Below are 19,126 nucleotides of genomic sequence, written 5' to 3' on the forward strand. Positions count from 1 at the left end.
CTCGGATATGTCAACGCTGTTCCATGACAATTGATTTTTCTTTATTTTTTCTTTATGGAAAAAGTAAATCTTCACACCCCTATGAAAATGAAGATGTCGGCCCAAATCTTAATCGTGGTTCCTAGGATCAACAAGGCAAGAATGGTTTGGAGAATCCGGGTGTTCAACCGTTTGCTGACCTTCGTACCGATGGGCGCTGCCAGGATGCTGGCGATTACCATGACCACGGATGGCCACAGCAATATGTCCCCCGCCATCCATTTCCCTACCGTCGAACCGATGGAGGAAAGAAACGTAATAGCAAGAGAGGAAGCAATCGTTACTCTTGTCGGAATCTTGAGGATGATCAACATGATGGGAACCAAAATAAAAGCGCCAGCTGCCCCGACAATTCCGGAGGCGCCCCCGACAACCAAAGCGGATAATACGGCTGTTGGTTTATGAAAGATAACCTCGGTCTGTTCTCGTTCGTCCACTCGCTTTTTTGGCAGGAACATCAAGATTACAGCTATGGTGGCCAGAATGGCGTAAACGATATGGATGGCTTCAGCCGAAAGAAATTTCCCTCCATACCCTCCAAGCAAACTCCCGACAATAATGGCACTTCCCATGTACAGAACCAGCTGGTAATGAATAAGCTTATCTTTGCGTAGAGACCAAACAGCAGCCAGAGTGGCAAAAAATACTTGGACGGCACTTATTCCGGATACTTCGTGAGCCGTGTAAGCAACGAATCCAAGGGCGGGCGGAATGTACAAAAGCATCGGATACTTGATGATGGAGCCCCCGATTCCGACGAGACCAGAGATAAACGATCCCGCGAAACCGATAACAAACAGTGTGATCACAAGGTCGATAGTCATAGGCTCACCCTTTGCAACACCTCGCTTCGTTTTATCCTCGTTCTACAAGTGCCAAGCCGTCTATTTGCCATTTCAAGATTCCGCCGCTTAAATTCATGACATCCTTAAATCCATTTGCCTGAAGAATGCTTGCGCCAATGGCGGATCGGGCACCGGAACGGCACTGTACGAGAAGCGGCTTATCGTGAGGAATCTCATCCAGCCGCATTGCGAGTGTACCGAGCATGACGTGCTGTGCGTCCGGAATGTGCCCTTCCTTCCACTCAGCTAGATTACGTACATCTACTACATGAACCACTCCCTTTTCCACCCTTTCTGCAATCTCTAACGGTGTTACCTCTTCGATTGTCTCGAGCGAAGACTCTTCCCTTTCCAATAGCTTACCGATATCGATAAAGCCCGTAACACGATCAATCCCTACGGCATGCAAGGCTTGCAAAGTCCCGTCCAGCTCATCTGGAGTGGCCAGGATGTGAACCGGGCGATTGTAATCGACGATCCAGCCCGCCCAGTTGGCAAATGATTTGTTAAAAGGAATATGAAGTGTTCCTTCCAGATGCCCCTTGGCAAATTCCTGGAAAGGACGCGTATCCACAATTTGACCGTTTTCCAGCAATTCCTTTACCGCTTCAATCGAGTTGAACTCTTGGATAACAGGGAGTTCCTTGAGCAACGCAGGGCCTTCTTTATTCACGCGTTTCATCACTGCAAAATACTTCGGTGGCTCTGGTTGTCCATCCAGGAGTGCCTTGACGAATTCCTCTTCACTGGAGTGTAACATCGCCCAGTTAAAGAGCTTTTCATAACCGACGGTAGAAGACGGTACGGCTCCCAGTGCTTTCCCGCAAGCACTTCCTGCGCCATGAGCTGGCCATACCTGCAAATAATCCGGCAGTTGCTTGAATTTTTGGAGGGACTGGAACATAGCTCTTGCACCTGCCTCGGACGTACCCTTCATACCCGCCGCTTTTTCGAGCAAGTCCGGCCTGCCGATATCGCCGACAAAGACGAAATCTCCCGTGAAGATCCCGATGGGGCGATCTGCATTCCCTCCGAGGTCTGTCAAAAGGAAGGAGATGCTCTCAGGGGTATGGCCAGGGGTATGCATGACTTCAAATAGCAAGTTCCCGATCAAAAAGGAATCCCCATCGTGGACAAGCTGATGGTTCAATCCTTCCAAGTATTGATATTTCCAATCTTCATCGCCCTCATTGGATAAAAACAGCTTGGCCTGATAAGCTGCACCCAGTTCCCTGGCACCAGATACAAAATCAGCGTGAATGTGGGTTTCGGTGGCGGCTACAATCGTAACCCCCTCTGCTTTGGCGACTTGAAAATAAGGAGCCAGATTGCGGGCGGGATCGATCACGATCGCCTCCCCGGTTTTTTGGCAGCCGACCAGATAGGATGCATGGGCCAGCATTTCATCATAAAAGTAACGCAACAACATGGTGCATTCCTCCTTTTACACGTCTATTATTTGTTTGATTTTTCCGCGAGTACTTCGAGCAGCGATTGGGTAAAGCGAAGTGACTTTTGGACGGTGGGATCTTTCATGAGCTTGTAAAGCGTGAACACGGAAACGGGTTCGCTTTTACGTTCGGCTCTTTTCTTTGCTTCCTGGAAGACAGCTACTCCGTGCTCCACTTGCGCGGACACTGGAGCGATGTACGCTTTCATCCCGTTGAGCAGATATTGCTGCGATTGCTTATCCTTTCCGAGGCTTTCCAAAAAATCAGCAGTTTGTTCGAGAATGCTGAGATATTGAACAAGCTTGGGCATTTTATCAAGCAAAGTGAACAGGGCGTCTAGTGATTCTTTTTCCACAAAGAAACGAGACAGTTGACTATCTACTCGCTCAAACAAATACCGTAGTGATTCTTGATCGCGCAAGATCGATGTGGCTAATTCAAGCCCCTCTTCGGCTGCGAGGACGGTATCTTTTATTTTCGGGAGTTTTCGGATCAATATGCTGATGGCTTCCTGAACTTCTGGATCAGATAAATCCTCTACAAACATGTCAGGGCTTCGCTGTTCCTTCCTGTCGTTCAAAATGTTGCTTTCCCCCTCTCTCCCTCTCTTTCAAAGAATGTCTTACATCAATCCTTTTAGCATGCCATTCCAATAAAGAATGGGAAGCAGCTCTCTTTTCATTACGTACATACTGAATCTCTCTTCAGATTGATCAAAAGGAAAGGTTTCACACGGCATCAGGCTGTAGTCAAATTCGGCCAGTACCAGTTTGTTGTACCCCGTTACGAGTGGGCAGGATGTATAACCGTTATACTTGGCAGCCAATGGAGTACCATTGATCAGCGCTAGCAGGTTTTTCTCGACGACTGGCGCCTGTTTGCGTATAGCCGCTCCAGTTTTGGACGTAGGAAGATTCGTGCAATCGCCGATACCGAAAATAGTAGGGTATCTTTTGTGCGCAAGCGTAAATGGATCGACATCGACCCAGCCTCCTGTGTCTGCCAATACACTGTTTGCAATGAAATCGGGCGCTTTCATGGGAGGGGTCACATGAAGCATGTCATACTTCCATACGTCCTGCTCTTTGGTGTCCAGATTCTCGAAGACGGCTTCTTTGGTATCCGCCCGCACTTCCATCAGGTTATGCTTGTATCTGGTTTCGATGTTCTTGCGACGAATCACGTGATTGAGAGTATTGGCATACGCGGGAACGTCAAAAATACTTCCCTTCGCCGATGCAAAAATAATCTCTGACTGGTTGCGAACATGTACCTTGCGAAAGTAATCATCAGCCAGATACATGATTTTCTGAGGGGCTCCGCCGCACTTTACGGGTGAATTCGGGTGCGTAAAAATAGCTGTGCCGCCTTTAAAGCTCCGGATAGCTTCCCATGTACTTTCTACCGTTTGGTATGCGTAGTTGCTGCAAACGCCGTTCTTCCCGACGGCATCCTTCAGGCCCTTTACCCCCTCCCAATCTAGTTGCAGACCGGCAGCAACAACGAGATAGTCATAGGAAACGATGGTTCCCTGCTTTGTACTGAGTGTGTGTTGTTCCGGTTGAAACATGGTAACCGCATCGCAAATCCAGTCGACGCCCGCGGGGATCAGAGAGGAGAGGTCTCGCTCGGATTCCTCTTTTTTCGCGGCACCCCCTCCGACTAATGTCCACAAAGGCTGATAATAATGCTTGGATGCGGGATCGATGATGGCGATTTGTCCCATGAGCCTTTTGGAAGCCCGGACGATACGGGCAGCAACAGAGATACCTGCTGAGCCTGCTCCCACAATGACAACCGAATAATGAACCTGTTTTGCCATAGTTCCTCCTTCGACGACGATATGGTTTCCAATCGTACGATGATGGTTCATGAGGTGCAGTCTCTATATTCAGTTTATTTCTCTGTCATTTTTTCCATATAGGGGAAGTCCCCTACTTTTTGAGCCAGGCTGTTAAAACGCCAGATCGAGATATCTATTTTTAATGGCGTATTGGATCAATTGATGTTTGGAATCCAGTCCTAGTTTCTGCATGATATTCGTTTTGTGGTTCTCCACCGTTTTGACGCTGATCAACAGCTTATCTGCCATTTCCTTATTGGTATAGCCAAGCACAATGAGTCTGACAAGCTCCTTTTCACGTAGCGTTAAAACAGAAGGCATCGTTTTGGCATCCGATTTCAGCCATAGATTGATAATCTCTTGCGATACGGAAGTCTTGTAGAAGCGCTTACCTCTGTAGACCTCCACAATGGCTTGAAACAGCAGCTCGCCATGGCTGTTTTTTAAAATGTACCCATGGGCTCCGACGGTGATAGCCTTCTGGACAAAAATCTCCTCGTCATGCATGGTCAAGATGACAATTTTTACGAAAGGATTGGACTTGCGAATCTCATTGCTCGCTGTAAACCCATCCAGCCCATTCGGCAACGACAAATCCATCAGCACCACATCGGGTTCCAGCTGATTGACCTTAAGGATGGCATCGTTGCCTGTATGACTCTCTCCGACAATTTTAATTTGAGAGTAACTTTCGAGAAGCACACGCAATCCCTTCCGAATCATCGTGTGATCATCAACCAAAAGCACTCGTATCACTTTGCTCTCCCTCCTTGTCCCAGTACCGTTACCTTGATCGATGTACCTTCGTGGAGCACGGATTGAATCTGAAGAGTCCCCTCCATCTGATCCACTCGTTCTTCCATATGTTTGAGTCCCAGACCAACCTGAACCTGATCGCGCACAAATCCGATTCCGTTATCCTGAATCAGCAAAGTCAAGAGGTCGTCTTCCTTGTACAAGATGACTTCAATGAGTGTTGCCTTCGCGTATTTCAGTGCATTATGTAAGGCTTCTTGGATGACACGGTACAGATTGATTTCCAAGATTGGCTGAAAATGATCGCTGACATTGCTGTAGGAAAAGGTAATGGAAACATCCTGATGTGCTTTGTTCAAGCTAGAAACAAGATGCCGAACTGTAGGAATCAGCCCCAGTTGATCGAGACTATGCGGACGCAGCTGTAGCGAATACAGCTTGACGTCTTGTATTGCTTTTTCCAGCTCATTCACGATCTCTTGCATGAATTCCCGGAATTGTCCTTCCTGGTTCAGACGCGCTTGAATCGCTTGTATGCCTACCGATACGGAATACAAGGATTGTCCTACGCCGTCGTGCAGCTCCTTGGCCAAGCGCTTGTGTTCGTTTTCCTGCGCTTCTAGTGTTTTTTGCAGAACCTGCTTGGAGATTCTGACCTCCTCTTCTTTTTTCTTGACCGTCATATCTTTCAAGACCAAAAGGACATCCTGCATGTTTTGTTCGCCATTTTCATAGATGACAGCCGTGCTCATCTCCATGTCTACGTACCGCCCTTCATAGGTAGGCATCGCAGAAAGAAAATAGGGAACCTCCCGTTTGGCGAGCAAATAACATCGTTCTTCTCCCGGTTCCAACTCTCTGTTTTGGCAATAGGAGCAGAACGGCACCTTTTCTCCTCGTTTCCAACCGGTCATTTTCTCGGCGGATGGGTTCATCACCATAATTTTTCGTTCCTGATCCATGAGAATAATCCCATCCTGTAAGTGGTCGAAGATTTGCTTTAGATAACCGTTATCCATCGCCTTCCCTTCATCGCCAGAGCATTCAAAAAAAGTGGGACATTGATCCATCATAGGTCCTCCATACTTGCTCGTATTTCTTCCATGATCCAATCGTAAGAGACGTGGAGCACCTTTCAAATAGGTACCTTCCCCTATTTATGTGACGCTAAATGATGATCAAATAGATACTGGGTTATGATTCGCATCTGCGTATAAAAAAGCCGAGTAACCGCTAGGTATCATCCCCTAGCATGTACTCGGCTTGCCGTATCTTCAAACATTGCGTAGACTATTTCTGAGAACAACTTTATTGTAACCCAGCAGAAGTTTTGGTTCGTTCATAGGCGAAAATGATCATCGTAACGCCTAAGATTGCGCAAATCATATACATATAGGAATAGGAGAAATAATCCGCGACTGGCCCCATGATGACTCCTCCCAGAGAAACACCCAAATCGGCCATCGCTATGAATAATCCGATTAACACGTTGCGATCCGTCTTTGGCAGAACAAAGGTTAAATACGTCGTTAACGTAGGATAAAGGAGGGCTTGAGCAATTCCCATTAATATAGCGCCTACGTAGAAAAAGGCTGCCCCACCCAGGATAGAAAAACTTACACTTAACGCCGCTGCTGCAAGCGTGAGCATAATTCCCATCATATAAGATGAACGCCACTTGCCATCCGAAGGAATTTTCTTTCTCAACACAAACCGCGATAATACGACGGTACCCGCTTGAAGCATGAGGAAAATTCCCGCATTCCCGTAGTTGATTTGTACAGCGTACAGCGGGATAAAGGTAGTTACAGCTCCAAATATAATGGATGCCGCCAGCATTAGGACGCTGCATTTACATAAATGTGGGTTTTTGACTAATTGGCTTACGGGACCAAACATGGTTGCTCCCTTTTCTGTCTGTCCCTGAACTGGCTCGGCCACTTTTTTGTCCATTTTGGCACTATAGCCCACCACTCCTGTAAGGATCGCAATGGTGACCATGGCAACTGTAAAAGAATGGCTATCCCCCGCTTGCCAGATGCCTAAAGCGAGTAGTGGACCAAGAATACCAGGCAAATACGCACATAAGGAATACATGGAAATCCCTTGTGAACGATCCTTGTCCGGCAACGCATCAATAATCCCTAACTGTAAGGCCATGGAGAAAAAAGCGGTACACACCCCTTGCAGAATACGGGCAACGATAAAGCCCTCTAATTCAGTGAACGTATATAAAATGAGAGCCGCTCCATTGAAAATAAGAATCGTGCGGAGCACTTTGATTGGTCCATGTTTTTGGATGATATGTCCTGCCCATGGCCGGATAAACATGGTTGTAAACAGATACGCTCCCATAACGATTCCGATTGTCGTATTGGTCGCGCCCAACTCTGCACCCTTCAAGGGAATAATGACATTCAGAATGGAGTTCGCGCTAAAATACAAAAGAGTCAATATGTACAATCGCAAAAATGGCCAAGACAGAGCCCCTCTCATAGCTCCTTCCTCCTTCCTCTGTTCACTCTCATTGCCCAATCCATTAAGCAATAATCATTTGCAGCAATTTCTTCGTATAGATGGACTGAACATCTTTTAATTGTTCAACCTTCACAACCTCTTCGATCTCACCATTTCGTATGATCATGACTCTGTCGCAAATATAGGCGGCAGCCTGTATATCATGGGTGATGAAGATATAGCCCATGTCGTAACGTTTTCTCAAGTTCTTCAGTAATTCAAGCACTTGCATTTGCACAGAGCCATCCAAGGAACTGATTGCTTCATCGAATAGGATACATTTTGGTTCCGTTGAAATGGCTCTCGCTATGCATACCCTCTGAGCCTCCCCCCCTGATAACTCATGCGGATATTTTTTTCGATAGGAAGGATCCAAGCCCACTTGCCATAATAAATGGTCAATCTCGCTAAGAGCATTTTCCCGTGTCTTTCCTTTCATTTGTAAAGGCTCCCGAATGGCGTCCTCAACCGTATAAAATGGATTGATTGAGGAAGTGTAATCTTGAAATACAGCGCTGATGTTCCCTGTTCTCACTTTTCGGTCCTCTACTTTTTTGCCCTCAAACAAGATGGTACCTCGATCTGGCTTTTCAATCCCCAACAGCAATCGTCCCAATGTTGATTTACCACTTCCGCTTTCTCCGATGATACCGAGACATTCCCCAGGCTTGCATTCGAAGCTAATGTTTTTCAACACACGCTCTCTTTCCCTTGAGAATAATCCGCCTTTTCGATAGGATTTCTCCACGTACTCAACGCTCAGCAACATGAACTCCTCCCATGACTCTCTTAAAATGTTGATTCATCGCCAGCTTCGTGGAGAGTAAATAACGGGTATATTCATGCTGCGGTTCTGAGAAGATGGCTTGAGTCGTCCCGGTTTCAACAATTTCTCCTTCTTTCATGACGAGAACTTCATCCGCCATTAATTTGACGATCCCTAAATCATGAGAAATGAAGATCATGGAGCAGCCCATTCGTTCACGCAATTGCAGGAACTGTTCAACGACTTCGAACTGCGAGATTGTATCGAGTGCTGTCGTGGGTTCATCAGCAATCAGAATGTCAGGCTCCAATACGATGGAAAGTGCAATCATGACTCGCTGCAGCGTTCCACCCGACAGCTGGTGGGGGTACTTATTCATCACCTCTATCGGTTCTTTCAGCATGACGCTTTCCATGGCATTTTTCATTTTGGTTGTGATTTCGTCACGGCTCCATCCAAAATGCTCCGCAAGCGTCTCCTTTAGATGAACGCCCACCACGCAAGAGGGATCAAAGGCACGCATGCCATTCTGCAAAATCAAGCAAAGCTGTTTCCCCCTCTTTTTCCTCATCTCCTGTTCGGAGAGCTCCATGAGGTTTTCGCCTCGCAACAGAATGTCTCCCGATTGGCGAATACCGGCTTTATTCAATCTCATGATGGCCTTGCAAGTCACCGACTTCCCGCTTCCGCTTTCTCCAACGATAGCCAGGCAACTTCCCTGCTTCACATAGAATGAACTATTTGGAACAATCACTCGATCATTGCGACTGTCCCAGATTTTCAGGTTTTTCACCTCCAAAATGTTCGTCATCCGGTTATGCTACCCCCTTTCCTTCGAGCTTAGCTGCAGAGGCTCTTACTAATCCTTGCTGCTTGTAGGTAGAAGTCATTAATTTCGGATCTAAAGCCACTTGAAGCGTATCAGACAAATAGTTAATCGCCGATACTACGATCACGATTGTCAAACCGGGAGCCAGCATGAATTCCGGGCGTGAAAACATGACGTCTCTCGCTTCATTCAACATCATGCCCCACTCTGCTCCCGGTGCTTGAATGCCTAAACCGAGGAAGGAAAACCCCGATATTTGCAAAATCATCGAACCGAAGGAGCTGCTTGAAATGACGGCAATGTCGGGCAATGCAACCGGAACAATGTGCCTGAGCATGATTGCCATGTTGCTTGCTCCCATAGCCTTTGAGAATTTTACATAGTCCGATTCCGCATATTGCATGACTGACGTTCTGATGATTCGAGCAAACCACGCCCATTTCATCAATACAAAGGCGATGATCAAATTTTCAAAACCTACTCCCAAAATGCCGATGATCGCCAGAGTCATGACATATCCAGGAAAAGAAAGGATCACATCGCAAACGCGCATCAAGAAAGCATCTGTTCTTCCACGAAAGTAACCCGCAAGAACACCTACAATCGACCCAATCGATACAGATAGGAGCAGCGCAGCAAAGACCCAGAGCATGCTGGGACGAATCGCGTAAATGAGTCTGGATAAAACGCATCGCCCTAAGTGGTCGTTGCCCAAAAGATATTCCCATGATGCGGATGCGAATCGAAGCTCCATATGTACTTCTTCGGGATCATGCGGTGCAACGAAAGGCGCAAATATCCCAGCCACAGTTGTGACTGTAATAATCGATAAGGATAGGACAGCGACCTTGTCTTTCCACACATTTTCTAATCGCTTCATCTAGAGACCATCCCTTATTTTGGGGTTCAATGCCGCATTGATGATGTCGGAAACGGTGTTGAACAGAATAAAGACGACTGCCAACACAAGGACATAGGCTTGGATGATTGGGAAATCCCTGCTTAAAATGGATTTGACACTTAACGTTCCAAGTCCCGGCCAAGCAAAGATGTTTTCCACGACGACTGTACTTCCCAAAATAATGGGAATCGCCATGCAAAATACCGAAATGGCCACCTGCAATGAATTTCTGAGAATGTGCATCGTGATCTTTTTCTCTGGTAAGCCACATGCCCTGGCGTAGAGAACATAGTCTTCATTCATGTTGCTTAACATGGAACTTCTGATGATTCGAAAATAGATACCAGCATAGCTGATTGTAATCACAGCAACAGGCAATAGATAGCTTTTGAACGATTCCATTCCGCTTGTCGGTAGCAAATCCAGCTTGACGGAAAAATACCAGATCAAGAGAGCTGCGAGCCAATAGGACGGCATCGATGTCAGGAAAAACGAAACGCCTCTCACTGATTTGTCCACCCATTTGCCTGCATTCCATGCGCATGCCACCCCCAATACGATGGACAGTAGAACAATGGCAAATGTCGAAACCAACGTCAGCTTTACTGTATGGAGAAAGGCTGGTCCTAGCATTGACCACACGGGTTTTCCCGTTACATAGGAATCTCCAAAATCTAGCTGCAAGCATGAAACAACCCAGTTAAGGTAACGAGTCAGAAAGGGTTGGTCCATCCCAAGTTTCGCTCTTGTTTGCGCAAGCAACTCATCCGTTATTTGGGGTATGCCTTGCGAATGCAGCACCACTTCGGCGGGATCCAAGGGAGATAGATGAATGAAGGCAAACGTTACAAACGATATAATCAGGACCAAAGGAATCGATAGTAGTAACCTTTTGATGATATAACTGCCCATCGCATGCTCCTTTTGTGTATTTATTCAAAGTACATCCGCTCAAATGGTAGCTCGAATTGCGTTTGCTTAAACGAGATACCCTGCAGGTTTTTGGGCGCCAAAATCGTGACTCTTCCATTCGTAATCGGAATAAATACGGCTTCCTCATGGACAATGCTCAAAATATCGGCGTATAGCGATTTTCTATTTTCCTCATCAGTCGACACCATGACTTCTTCTATTTTTTTATAGAGCTCATCAGCTTTCGCGATGCCTCTTGTCGTATGGTAATAGGAAGACTTGGAAGTAAAAGCAGCGATTGTGCTCTGCGGATCATACGCGAGTCCCCAGGTTTGATTGAAAAGCAGGTCATAGTCACCTGTAGACCTTCTGTTCGCAATCGAAGAAGACTCCTCGCCAATAATCTCCAGGTGAATCCCAATTCTTTTTACCGTATTTTGAATCAATTCAGCCTGCGTTTTTTGAGTGGACGAATTTACATCATAAAAAAGCTTCATAGCTAATGACTTTCCGTCTTTCGTTCTGATTTCGCCCGCATTCCCGATACCCCAGCCTGCTTCCTCCAAAATCTTCCTCGCTTTTTCCAAATCGTATCCCCGCTTCTCTAATTTCACGTTTGCGTAATTCACATTCGAAGAGAATAGCGTATAGGCTGGTTCTTCAGTGCCTTCAAATATTTGTTTGCTGATCGTCTCTCTGTCAATCGCATGCCAAAACGCTTCGCGCACAGCCCTTTCATGTACAGGGCTCTCAGTTTTGCTGCTATTGGCGACAATTATGCCTGTGTTCATTGGTTGACTGCGAATGATTTGGTGTTCACCTGATTCAACGAACTGATTCATGGCTTCTACATCGAGACTATTCGCGCCTCGATCATCCGTAAATACAAAGTTCACCTCTCCCTTTTGCAGGGCCAAGAAAGTAGTTTCTCCTGCGGGAAGTACTTTGGCTGTGATTTTCTTCACTTTGGGCGCGCCGCCCCAGTAATTTTCATTCGCTTCAAATACGGCATACTGATCGACTTTATGCTCAGTGAGCTTATAAGGGCCTGTTCCGTTATAACCACTGACGCCATCTTTGGTTCCCCCGTTCACAAAATTTTTGGGCGAGATGAATACATAAGGTCTTGTCATCGACAATTCGACCAGCGTCGGGTAATACGGTTCGGACAAGACCAGTTCAACCGTATACTCATCGAGTACATTGCACTCCACGATCTTTGTAGATAGCTTGATCCACGAATGCTTGCTTGCATTGCTTTGCACCGCTTCTATATTCTTTTTCACTGCTTCCGCATGAAACGGCTCTCCATCATGGAACGTCACGTTTTTTCTCAAGTGAAACGTGTACACTTTTCCATCGTTGGAAACTTCCCAAGATTCAGCCAACGATGGCTTGATTCCATCTTCCGTATTTTCTACTAACGATTCGTACACCATCCCTTGTGCCGGCATGGAGCCTGAGTAAAAATGGGGATTCATATCGTTCATATCTTTCGAAGTGGCATACACGATCTCTTTCCCTGGATCGGTTGACTCCGTTTTTGCCGTATCACCGTTACTGCATCCAACCAGCAATACGATTGAGGCCATGAAAGACCTTACTAAAAATCCCATTTTTCTTGTCATACCCATTCCTCCTGAAAATACGTGCTAGCACAGTTTCTTTGATCCGATACCCTTGTCGATCTCACTGCATATCATCCTTAAATCTTCCTCAAAGCTTTGCACCACGAATGCATCTGATAACCGTTCGCCCTTACGTGTTCGTGCAACTTCCGCAATTTTACGCTCGTACGTTTCAATGAATGTATCGATGGTAGGGCAGCTGACATCTATAAATCTTGCAATGCCTTGAATGATTTTTATCCGATAGTAATCTTCCTTTGGCATACGCGGGATATCCCAATACCCTTCTCTATTGATAAACATTTTGCGGATGGGAACAGCAGAAAAATCGAAGTATCTTCCATCTGAATCTGGCTCCGAAAAAGGATCGATCAACAGGGAGGTATACCGAATGAACAATAAATACTCTTGATGAATCGCTTCAAAATGAACGAAGTTTTCGATGTCATCACGCGATAGATTCTCCAGCCTCACCGGATAGTTGTCATCCGTCATGAACTTTAGCAAATTGAGCCCTCTTATATTGAGCTTTTCCACCACATTGGTGATCTCTTTCCATTGAGCCAGCATATCGCGGATAAGATATTGCGTGATGGGGCCCTCTGGAAACATTTTGTATACGTACTTTTTGATGGTTTCCTCCCCAAATATCACGCGAAGGGAGAAAGCATTCATAAACAATGGCGGATGTACGTATAGTGATATATTTCTCGTTTCCGCCTCGATCGGAGAATCCATGACTTCCAAATCGATACCTAATTGCTCATATAACTCACAAAGTCTTTTTACATACTGGGAGGGAGAGTGCGTCGAGCCAATATAAACTTTTTTCTTAACCCCTGTCGTCATCACACGATTGGAGGGCTTATCATGGAACCAGCGTGTATCACCAAGGTATGTAGAAAAACTGATAATCTCCGCATCTGAAGAAATACCGTTCAGATAATGGCGCAGTAAACTATTGGAACCAAAGGTCGGAGATATTAATACCATGCACTTTACTTGTTTTAAAATCTGATCATTGATTTGTTGCAAGACCTCTATGTAAGCATCTGTTGTGACAGACAAAATGATCGTATCCCATTCCCCTGTAACGGTCCCATATCCATGGAATACATGATCGATTTGGCATTCGCCTTCCAGCTTTTGATGCTTATCATTTTGAATATCCACGCGAATTTGCTGGCTATTTTGCTTAAGTGCAGTAAAGAATGATTCGGAACGAACAGACTCACGCCCAACGATCCCAATGTAGCAATTCCATTGTTTTTTAAGCATGACAGCCATTTGAATGGAAGCAGGACCTGTTCCCAATAGCAAGATTCGTTTCAAAGAACCCATAGAAACCTCCTTTTACGATCAGCATGCAGCTGATGCTTTTTTATACAAAGCGATATCAAACACATGGTCGGGACGCAAGATGGTTTCAATCAGCCTCCATTTCCGCTCATCTACCTCTCTCATGGGGTAGTTAAAAAGGGACTTCAGTTGATTACCGTATCGAATCGCCACAATCACTTGTTCATTTGTCAATGGATGCAATTGTTCCAGCAGGTCATATTTATTGGCAACCGTCGAACTAAAAATGATATGGGTTGCATCCTTCGTCACATCAAGTCGTTCCACAAACTCTTTCTCCAAGCGGATAGGCAATTCACTACCCAGCCTTTCTACAACACTCCGTCCTAGTTTGATGGCCTCCTCATCAATGTCGATACCAACCACTTCCGCTCCAGTTCGCTTCGCAATCAACAATGGCGTCATGGGAAATGAGCCTGAGCCAACCATCAACACCTTTGAATCAACAGCAACTTGGAAACTCCCAAATTCTTCTTCAATACATGATTCTATGTTTTGAAAGTAGTCAGTCTTATCGGCAATCCCATCCAGCAGCTTCAGCGCACGATATTTCTCCATAATGGCAACGCAAGTCGCCGACGCTTTCCTTACATCCTCCACAAGCTGATTCAACTGGCTTACGATTGACTGTTCTAGCTGCTCCCAGGCTTCTTTGTTTCTTTCATCCGTTATGAATGTAGAATACTCATCTATGATCTTCTCTAACTCCGAGCTATGATAGATGGCGCCGTCATAACGATCTGCTAAATGGGTGAACCTTTCTAGAAATGCAGTCAAATGTTGTTGCAACTGTTCTGGTCTATCCATTCAGTTCTCCCCTTGTTAAATTCAAATGTGAAACCTCAAACGGTATCTTGTATCTCGATAAATGCTTTGCCTCGTGCCACGATTCCGACGGCTCCCTCAATTTTCAGGCTTGTTACTTCTTCTTTTTGCCAATTGGCCGTTACATGAATCGTGCCACCCGGTTGCCTGATTGGAGCAGCGATATCGCCTTGCTTTTTCCAAGCCAGATAGGCTCCAAGTGAAGCAGTACCTGACCCACAGCCTCTTTCCCAGATCATGCTATCTAATGGCGGAACAAAGATAAGCGGAGCCAATTCATTTGAAGCTGGCCGATACAATAGCACCCCGATCAAATTCGCCCCTACAGTTACTCCAAGCAGCTTGGCTAAAGACTGTGCACGTTTTCTTACCTCCTTATTGAACTGGTCCACTTCAATCACGATGTGAAAGAAATCAGGATACCTCACAATCACTACGCTTATTTCGTGGCCATCGTAGTTGATTGATTGCTGCTCGATCTTTTTAGGAAAAGGCATCGAAACTTGGCAGAAATATTCATCTTCGATTCTTTTCACTCGACAAGCAACGAGATGATCTGTACCGGAAGCTTCCAAAACAATTTCGGTCCAATCATTTTGCTGTAGGCCATTTTCATGCGCAATGAACGTCGCTAATGCCATGCATGCATTGCCGCAAAACTCACCCCCAGCCATTTGCAGATGTGCTGCTGCTCCATACTTATTCGGACTTTCGATAAACCCCACTTGTTCAGCATAGACACTGTCGTATGACATGATTTTTGAGGCGATGTGCGTATATTCTTCAAGTGGATGATTGTTTCTCACAAGAATGGTCATATTTTGTGTGGGATTAAACTTTATAAAATCGATTTCCCGTTTCATCACAACCTACCCTCTTACCATATTTTTAATGAACAGCTAATGATTTTAAGCTAAACGTAATCATTACGATTTAAAGTTCAAAAAATTAAACCGTAATGATTACGGTTATTAATGACTAGATCATACCCACAATTTGGTTGTCTGTCAACTGCACACTTGTAGTTCTTTATTCCTCTTCTCATTGTTCATCACTACGCAGAGTTACAAGGTGAAAGATTCCTCATGCAAAAAGAATACCTTGACTTAACAAAGTAGAACAGGTAATCTTTACCCGCTACTATAAAACGGCAATTCAACAGGGATTTTATACTGCAGAAAGGTTGTATTGACTTCATGGAGTTATCTCAAACTACTACCAAGAAACAGATCAACAAGGAAAAGTCTTCTATCTCTTTGCTCTCTCTTACCGTGGGCTCTTTTGCCATTGGGATGACGGAATTTGTCATTATGGGTCTGCTGCCGAATGTTGCACAGGACTTGGATGTTAGTATCTCATCTGCGGGTCAGCTCATTACCATGTATGCGCTAGGGGTAGCCGTTGGAGCACCGATCCTGACAGTCCTCACCCATCGAATTCCCCAAAAGAAGCTACTCTGTCTTCTTATGATTCTATTTATTATTGGAAATGGAATCTCTGTTTTTGCTCCCAGCTACGCAATATTGATGGGGGCACGCCTGATTACCGCTTTGACACACGGGACATTCTTTGGAGTTGGAGCTGTTGTAGCCTCCAGTCTTGTAAGTCCTGACAAACGTGCCGCAGCCGTTTCCATTATGATGGCAGGTCTGACGATTGCCAATATTATTGGTGTGCCTCTGGGGACTTTCATCGGTCAACACATGGGATGGCGAGCCTCATTTGGCTCTATTGCGATCATAGGAATCATAGCACTGATCGGAATAATCGTTTTCGTCCCAAACATACGACAAGAAAACACGGGGAGTATCACTGGGCAAATAACCGCTCTTCTCAAGCCAAAGCTCCTTCTATACCTCCTGATTGGAGCACTAGGGAACGCAGGTCTATTCACCGTGTTTACGTATATTGCGCCATTGCTGACGCAAATTACCGGTTTTGCTGAGTATCATGTAACGTGGATTCTCGTCCTATTCGGCTGTGGAGTGACCATCGGCAATATCGTGGGCGGAAAGCTTGCGGATTGGAAGCTGATGCCTTCCGTACTCGGACTTTACTTTACGATTTGCATCATTCTTACGCTGTTTACGTTTACCGTATATAGTCCCATAGCTGCCGTATTGACCATTTTTCTATGGGGAGCTGCTTCTTTCGCTGTATTTCCAGGGCTGCAAGTACGTGTGATGAACCTCGCACAGAATGCACCAGCGCTGGCTTCTACCTCCAGCCATTCTGCCGGAAATCTAGGAAATGCTGCTGGTGCTTTCATTGGCGGATGGGTTATTACTCATCTGGATATTACCGCTCTCCCATGGGTCGGTGCTGTACTCGTAGCACTGGGTCTGATTTTGGGAATCGCTTCCTATATCGCTGAACGCAAGCAGCAACAAAGTGAAAAAGGGTACTCAATTTGAGCACCCTTTTTCTTTTGCTCTTTTTAAGCCGTTCCGTACGGTTTTGCCAGGATTCTCTCCCACATCTTCCTATTTCGAAATGGGAAACATGATTTCCACGAGGGTACCCTTGTTGATCTCACTTGAGATGGTGATGGTTCCTTGATGATCTTTCATTATTTTATTGCTGACAAGTAAACCTAAGCCTGTTCCTTTCTCTTTCGTCGTATAAAAAGGTTCGCCGAGCCTAGGCAGCAGCTCTTGGGAAATGCCACAACCATTGTCGGTAAAGCGAATCAGCACTTGGTTATTATGTAGACATGTGGTTTCTATACTGATTTCGCCATTCGTCGTGATAGCGTCCAAGGAATTCTTCAATATATTGATAAAAACTTGTTTTACTTGATTTTCTTCCCCATTGATCGCAATCGGCATCTGGCTGAATATTGTATTGATCGTAATGTTGTTTAGATTCGCTTCTGATTTGAGAAACTTTACCACACTTTCAATGAGAGGGTGTAAAAGAATCCGCTTCACATTCAGCGTTTGCGGTTTGGCCAATACAAGCAGCTCACTCACGATAAAGTTGATTCGATCTAGCTCGGACAACATAATGTCTGTATAAGTGGCGCCCTCCGATAGTGTTGGCCGCAAGTACTGGATAAAACCTTTTAATGACGTAAGCGGATTTCTTATTTCGTGCGCGATACTTGCAGCTAATTCACCGATTACGGACAGCTTCTCTGTTCTGCGGAGAAGTTCTTCGTTTTGCTTCCTTTCCGTAATATCACGTGTAACGTTGATGAAGTACTGACTTTCGCCATCCGAGCTGAAAAAAGGCATTCCTTTTGATTCGAGGTAGATCCATTTCTCGTTTTCCAGTTTGTATCGATACTCACATGAAATAGGTATATGGAATTGAAGCATAGTGGAAAATCGCTCACAGACGAGTGGTGCATCTTCTGGATGTATGTTTTCTATGATAATTTGGCTCGTACCTAGTTTCTTCAGATGTGAAGGTGAACTATATGATACGTGACCGTTCTTATCGATCACGGATATGAAGTCTGCTGTGTGTTCGGCAATGAATCTATACTGTTCCTCGCTCTTGCGCAAAGCTGCTTCAGACTGTTTTCGCTCGGTGATATTGCGTGAAACGAATAGAAAGCTCTCAACCTCTTTGTTCTCAGACATGATCGGAACACAACGCGACTCCCAATACACCCATGATCCATTTTTATGGCGTAATCTGATCTCCACTTGAACATTTTGCGGATGCGTAGAGATTAAATTATGCAGATCTTTCACGATTTTTACATCTTCGGGATGAATGAGATCAAAACTATTCGTTTGAAGAAATTCATCCGGTGTGTATCCCAAGTGCTGCTCGATCGAAGGAGATACAAAAAGATTATTCATGTGTACATCATGTTGGCAAATGACATCGCTCGTATTTTCTACAAGGATGCGGTACTTTGCCTCGCTATTCACGAGTGCTTCTTCCGCCATCTTTCGGTCCGTAATATCTCTGGCGATGACTGAAGTGCCTACGATCGTACCTTCTGTATCTCTTATAGGGGAAGCTGTTAGACCAACCTGAACGATCTCGCCATTTTTTCGTTGACGCACGGTCTCATAGCCCGTAATATTTTTTCCTTCAAATTTAATCTCGTGGAAAATTTCCTTTGTCTCGTTTATGAGATCTTCAGGTACGAGACAGTACGGGTCATTCAGGAGGTCTTGATATGTCCAACCATAGATTTTTTCAAAAGCACTATTCACAAAAAGTATATTACCCTGCATGTCCCTAATTGAAATCGCGTCCGTAGTCGTTTCAACCAGTGACTGAAGCAGCTCTTTCATGTTGAACTGTTCTTGTCTAAGGTCGATTCGCTGAGCTTCTTTATCCATAGGTTTATACCTGCCTTAAACGAAGATTGTGAATAACGTTAATATTCTATACTTGTTATAAATATCCTTGAGAAAATATCTATCCCACTAAAAAAAGCCCCTTAAAAAGGAGTGGCATGCCTTCCCCTATCTTTTTGAGTCGCTGCCTCAA

The 19,126-nt window shown here is 45.2% G+C and carries 17 protein-coding genes; 1 reads left to right on the top strand and 16 read right to left on the bottom strand.

The genetic code is table 11. The annotated features are described in order from the left end of the window. Nucleotides 1-71: 71 nt before the first annotated feature. The 15 genes from EL268_RS15145 to EL268_RS15215 form a co-directional block, all read right to left on the bottom strand. Entirely contained in the window at nucleotides 72-863 is a 792-nt protein-coding gene (locus EL268_RS15145; protein WP_106655270.1) for a sulfite exporter TauE/SafE family protein, read from the bottom strand. A gap of 31 nt (nucleotides 864-894) precedes the next feature. Further along, nucleotides 895-2,313 carry an MBL fold metallo-hydrolase gene (locus tag EL268_RS15150; protein ID WP_106655269.1) on the bottom strand — a complete coding sequence of 473 codons (1,419 nt, stop codon included), beginning with the start codon at nucleotides 2,311-2,313 and terminating at the stop codon, nucleotides 895-897. Nucleotides 2,314-2,339: 26 nt separating this feature from the next. Then, on the bottom strand, nucleotides 2,340-2,915 hold the full coding sequence (locus EL268_RS15155; RefSeq protein WP_106655268.1) for a DUF1641 domain-containing protein: 576 nt from the start codon (nucleotides 2,913-2,915) through the stop codon (nucleotides 2,340-2,342). Nucleotides 2,916-2,957: 42 nt separating this feature from the next. Next, the gene (locus tag EL268_RS15160; RefSeq protein WP_106655479.1) at nucleotides 2,958-4,157 is read right to left on the bottom strand and encodes an FAD/NAD(P)-binding oxidoreductase; all 1,200 of its coding nucleotides are present in this window, start codon (nucleotides 4,155-4,157) and stop codon (nucleotides 2,958-2,960) included. 132 nt (nucleotides 4,158-4,289) lie between these two features. Further along, nucleotides 4,290-4,934, bottom strand: a complete 645-nt coding sequence (locus EL268_RS15165) for a response regulator (RefSeq protein ID WP_106655267.1) — start codon at nucleotides 4,932-4,934, stop codon at nucleotides 4,290-4,292. Beyond that, entirely contained in the window at nucleotides 4,931-6,007 is a 1,077-nt protein-coding gene (locus EL268_RS15170) for a PAS domain-containing sensor histidine kinase (protein ID WP_232030467.1), read from the bottom strand. The genes EL268_RS15165 and EL268_RS15170 overlap by 4 nt, the downstream gene beginning before the upstream one ends. Before the next feature lie 235 nt (nucleotides 6,008-6,242). After that, nucleotides 6,243-7,430 carry a staphylopine family metallophore export MFS transporter CntE gene (gene cntE, locus EL268_RS15175; RefSeq protein ID WP_106655265.1) on the bottom strand — a complete coding sequence of 396 codons (1,188 nt, stop codon included), beginning with the start codon at nucleotides 7,428-7,430 and terminating at the stop codon, nucleotides 6,243-6,245. 43 nt (nucleotides 7,431-7,473) lie between these two features. Beyond that, nucleotides 7,474-8,217: an ABC transporter ATP-binding protein gene (locus EL268_RS15180; protein WP_106655478.1), complete on the bottom strand. Its 744-nt coding sequence runs from the start codon at nucleotides 8,215-8,217 to the stop codon at nucleotides 7,474-7,476. After that, nucleotides 8,204-9,028 carry a staphylopine uptake ABC transporter ATP-binding protein CntD gene (gene cntD, locus EL268_RS15185; protein ID WP_106655264.1) on the bottom strand — a complete coding sequence of 275 codons (825 nt, stop codon included), beginning with the start codon at nucleotides 9,026-9,028 and terminating at the stop codon, nucleotides 8,204-8,206. The genes EL268_RS15180 and cntD overlap by 14 nt, the downstream gene beginning before the upstream one ends. A gap of 4 nt (nucleotides 9,029-9,032) precedes the next feature. Next, nucleotides 9,033-9,926 carry a staphylopine uptake ABC transporter permease subunit CntC gene (cntC, locus tag EL268_RS15190; RefSeq protein ID WP_106655263.1) on the bottom strand — a complete coding sequence of 298 codons (894 nt, stop codon included), beginning with the start codon at nucleotides 9,924-9,926 and terminating at the stop codon, nucleotides 9,033-9,035. Continuing rightward, nucleotides 9,927-10,859, bottom strand: coding sequence for a nickel/cobalt ABC transporter permease (gene opp1B, locus EL268_RS15195; protein ID WP_106655262.1), 933 nt, complete (start codon nucleotides 10,857-10,859; stop codon nucleotides 9,927-9,929). Nucleotides 10,860-10,879: 20 nt separating this feature from the next. Next, nucleotides 10,880-12,487 (bottom strand): staphylopine-dependent metal ABC transporter substrate-binding lipoprotein, encoded by a 1,608-nt coding sequence (gene cntA, locus EL268_RS15200; RefSeq protein WP_106655261.1) that lies wholly within the window; start codon nucleotides 12,485-12,487, stop codon nucleotides 10,880-10,882. Nucleotides 12,488-12,511: 24 nt separating this feature from the next. After that, entirely contained in the window at nucleotides 12,512-13,828 is a 1,317-nt protein-coding gene (locus EL268_RS15205; protein ID WP_106655260.1) for an opine metallophore biosynthesis dehydrogenase, read from the bottom strand. A gap of 18 nt (nucleotides 13,829-13,846) precedes the next feature. Further along, a complete protein-coding gene (locus EL268_RS15210; RefSeq protein ID WP_106655259.1) occupies nucleotides 13,847-14,653 on the bottom strand; it encodes a class I SAM-dependent methyltransferase in 807 nt (268 codons plus the stop codon). A 35-nt stretch (nucleotides 14,654-14,688) separates the two neighbouring features. After that, the gene (locus EL268_RS15215; RefSeq protein WP_106655258.1) at nucleotides 14,689-15,534 is read right to left on the bottom strand and encodes a histidine racemase CntK family protein; all 846 of its coding nucleotides are present in this window, start codon (nucleotides 15,532-15,534) and stop codon (nucleotides 14,689-14,691) included. A 333-nt stretch (nucleotides 15,535-15,867) separates the two neighbouring features. Here EL268_RS15215 and EL268_RS15220 point away from each other — a divergent pair, with 333 nt between their 5' ends. After that, nucleotides 15,868-17,085, top strand: coding sequence for an MFS transporter (locus EL268_RS15220; RefSeq protein WP_106655257.1), 1,218 nt, complete (start codon nucleotides 15,868-15,870; stop codon nucleotides 17,083-17,085). A 69-nt stretch (nucleotides 17,086-17,154) separates the two neighbouring features. Here EL268_RS15220 and EL268_RS15225 read toward each other — a convergent pair whose 3' ends face one another. Continuing rightward, a complete protein-coding gene (locus EL268_RS15225; RefSeq protein WP_106655256.1) occupies nucleotides 17,155-18,975 on the bottom strand; it encodes a PAS domain-containing sensor histidine kinase in 1,821 nt (606 codons plus the stop codon). Between the last annotated feature and the right edge of the window lie 151 nt (nucleotides 18,976-19,126).

The organism is Brevibacillus brevis, assembly GCF_900637055.1.
In the GTDB taxonomy this organism is placed as follows: domain Bacteria; phylum Bacillota; class Bacilli; order Brevibacillales; family Brevibacillaceae; genus Brevibacillus; species Brevibacillus brevis.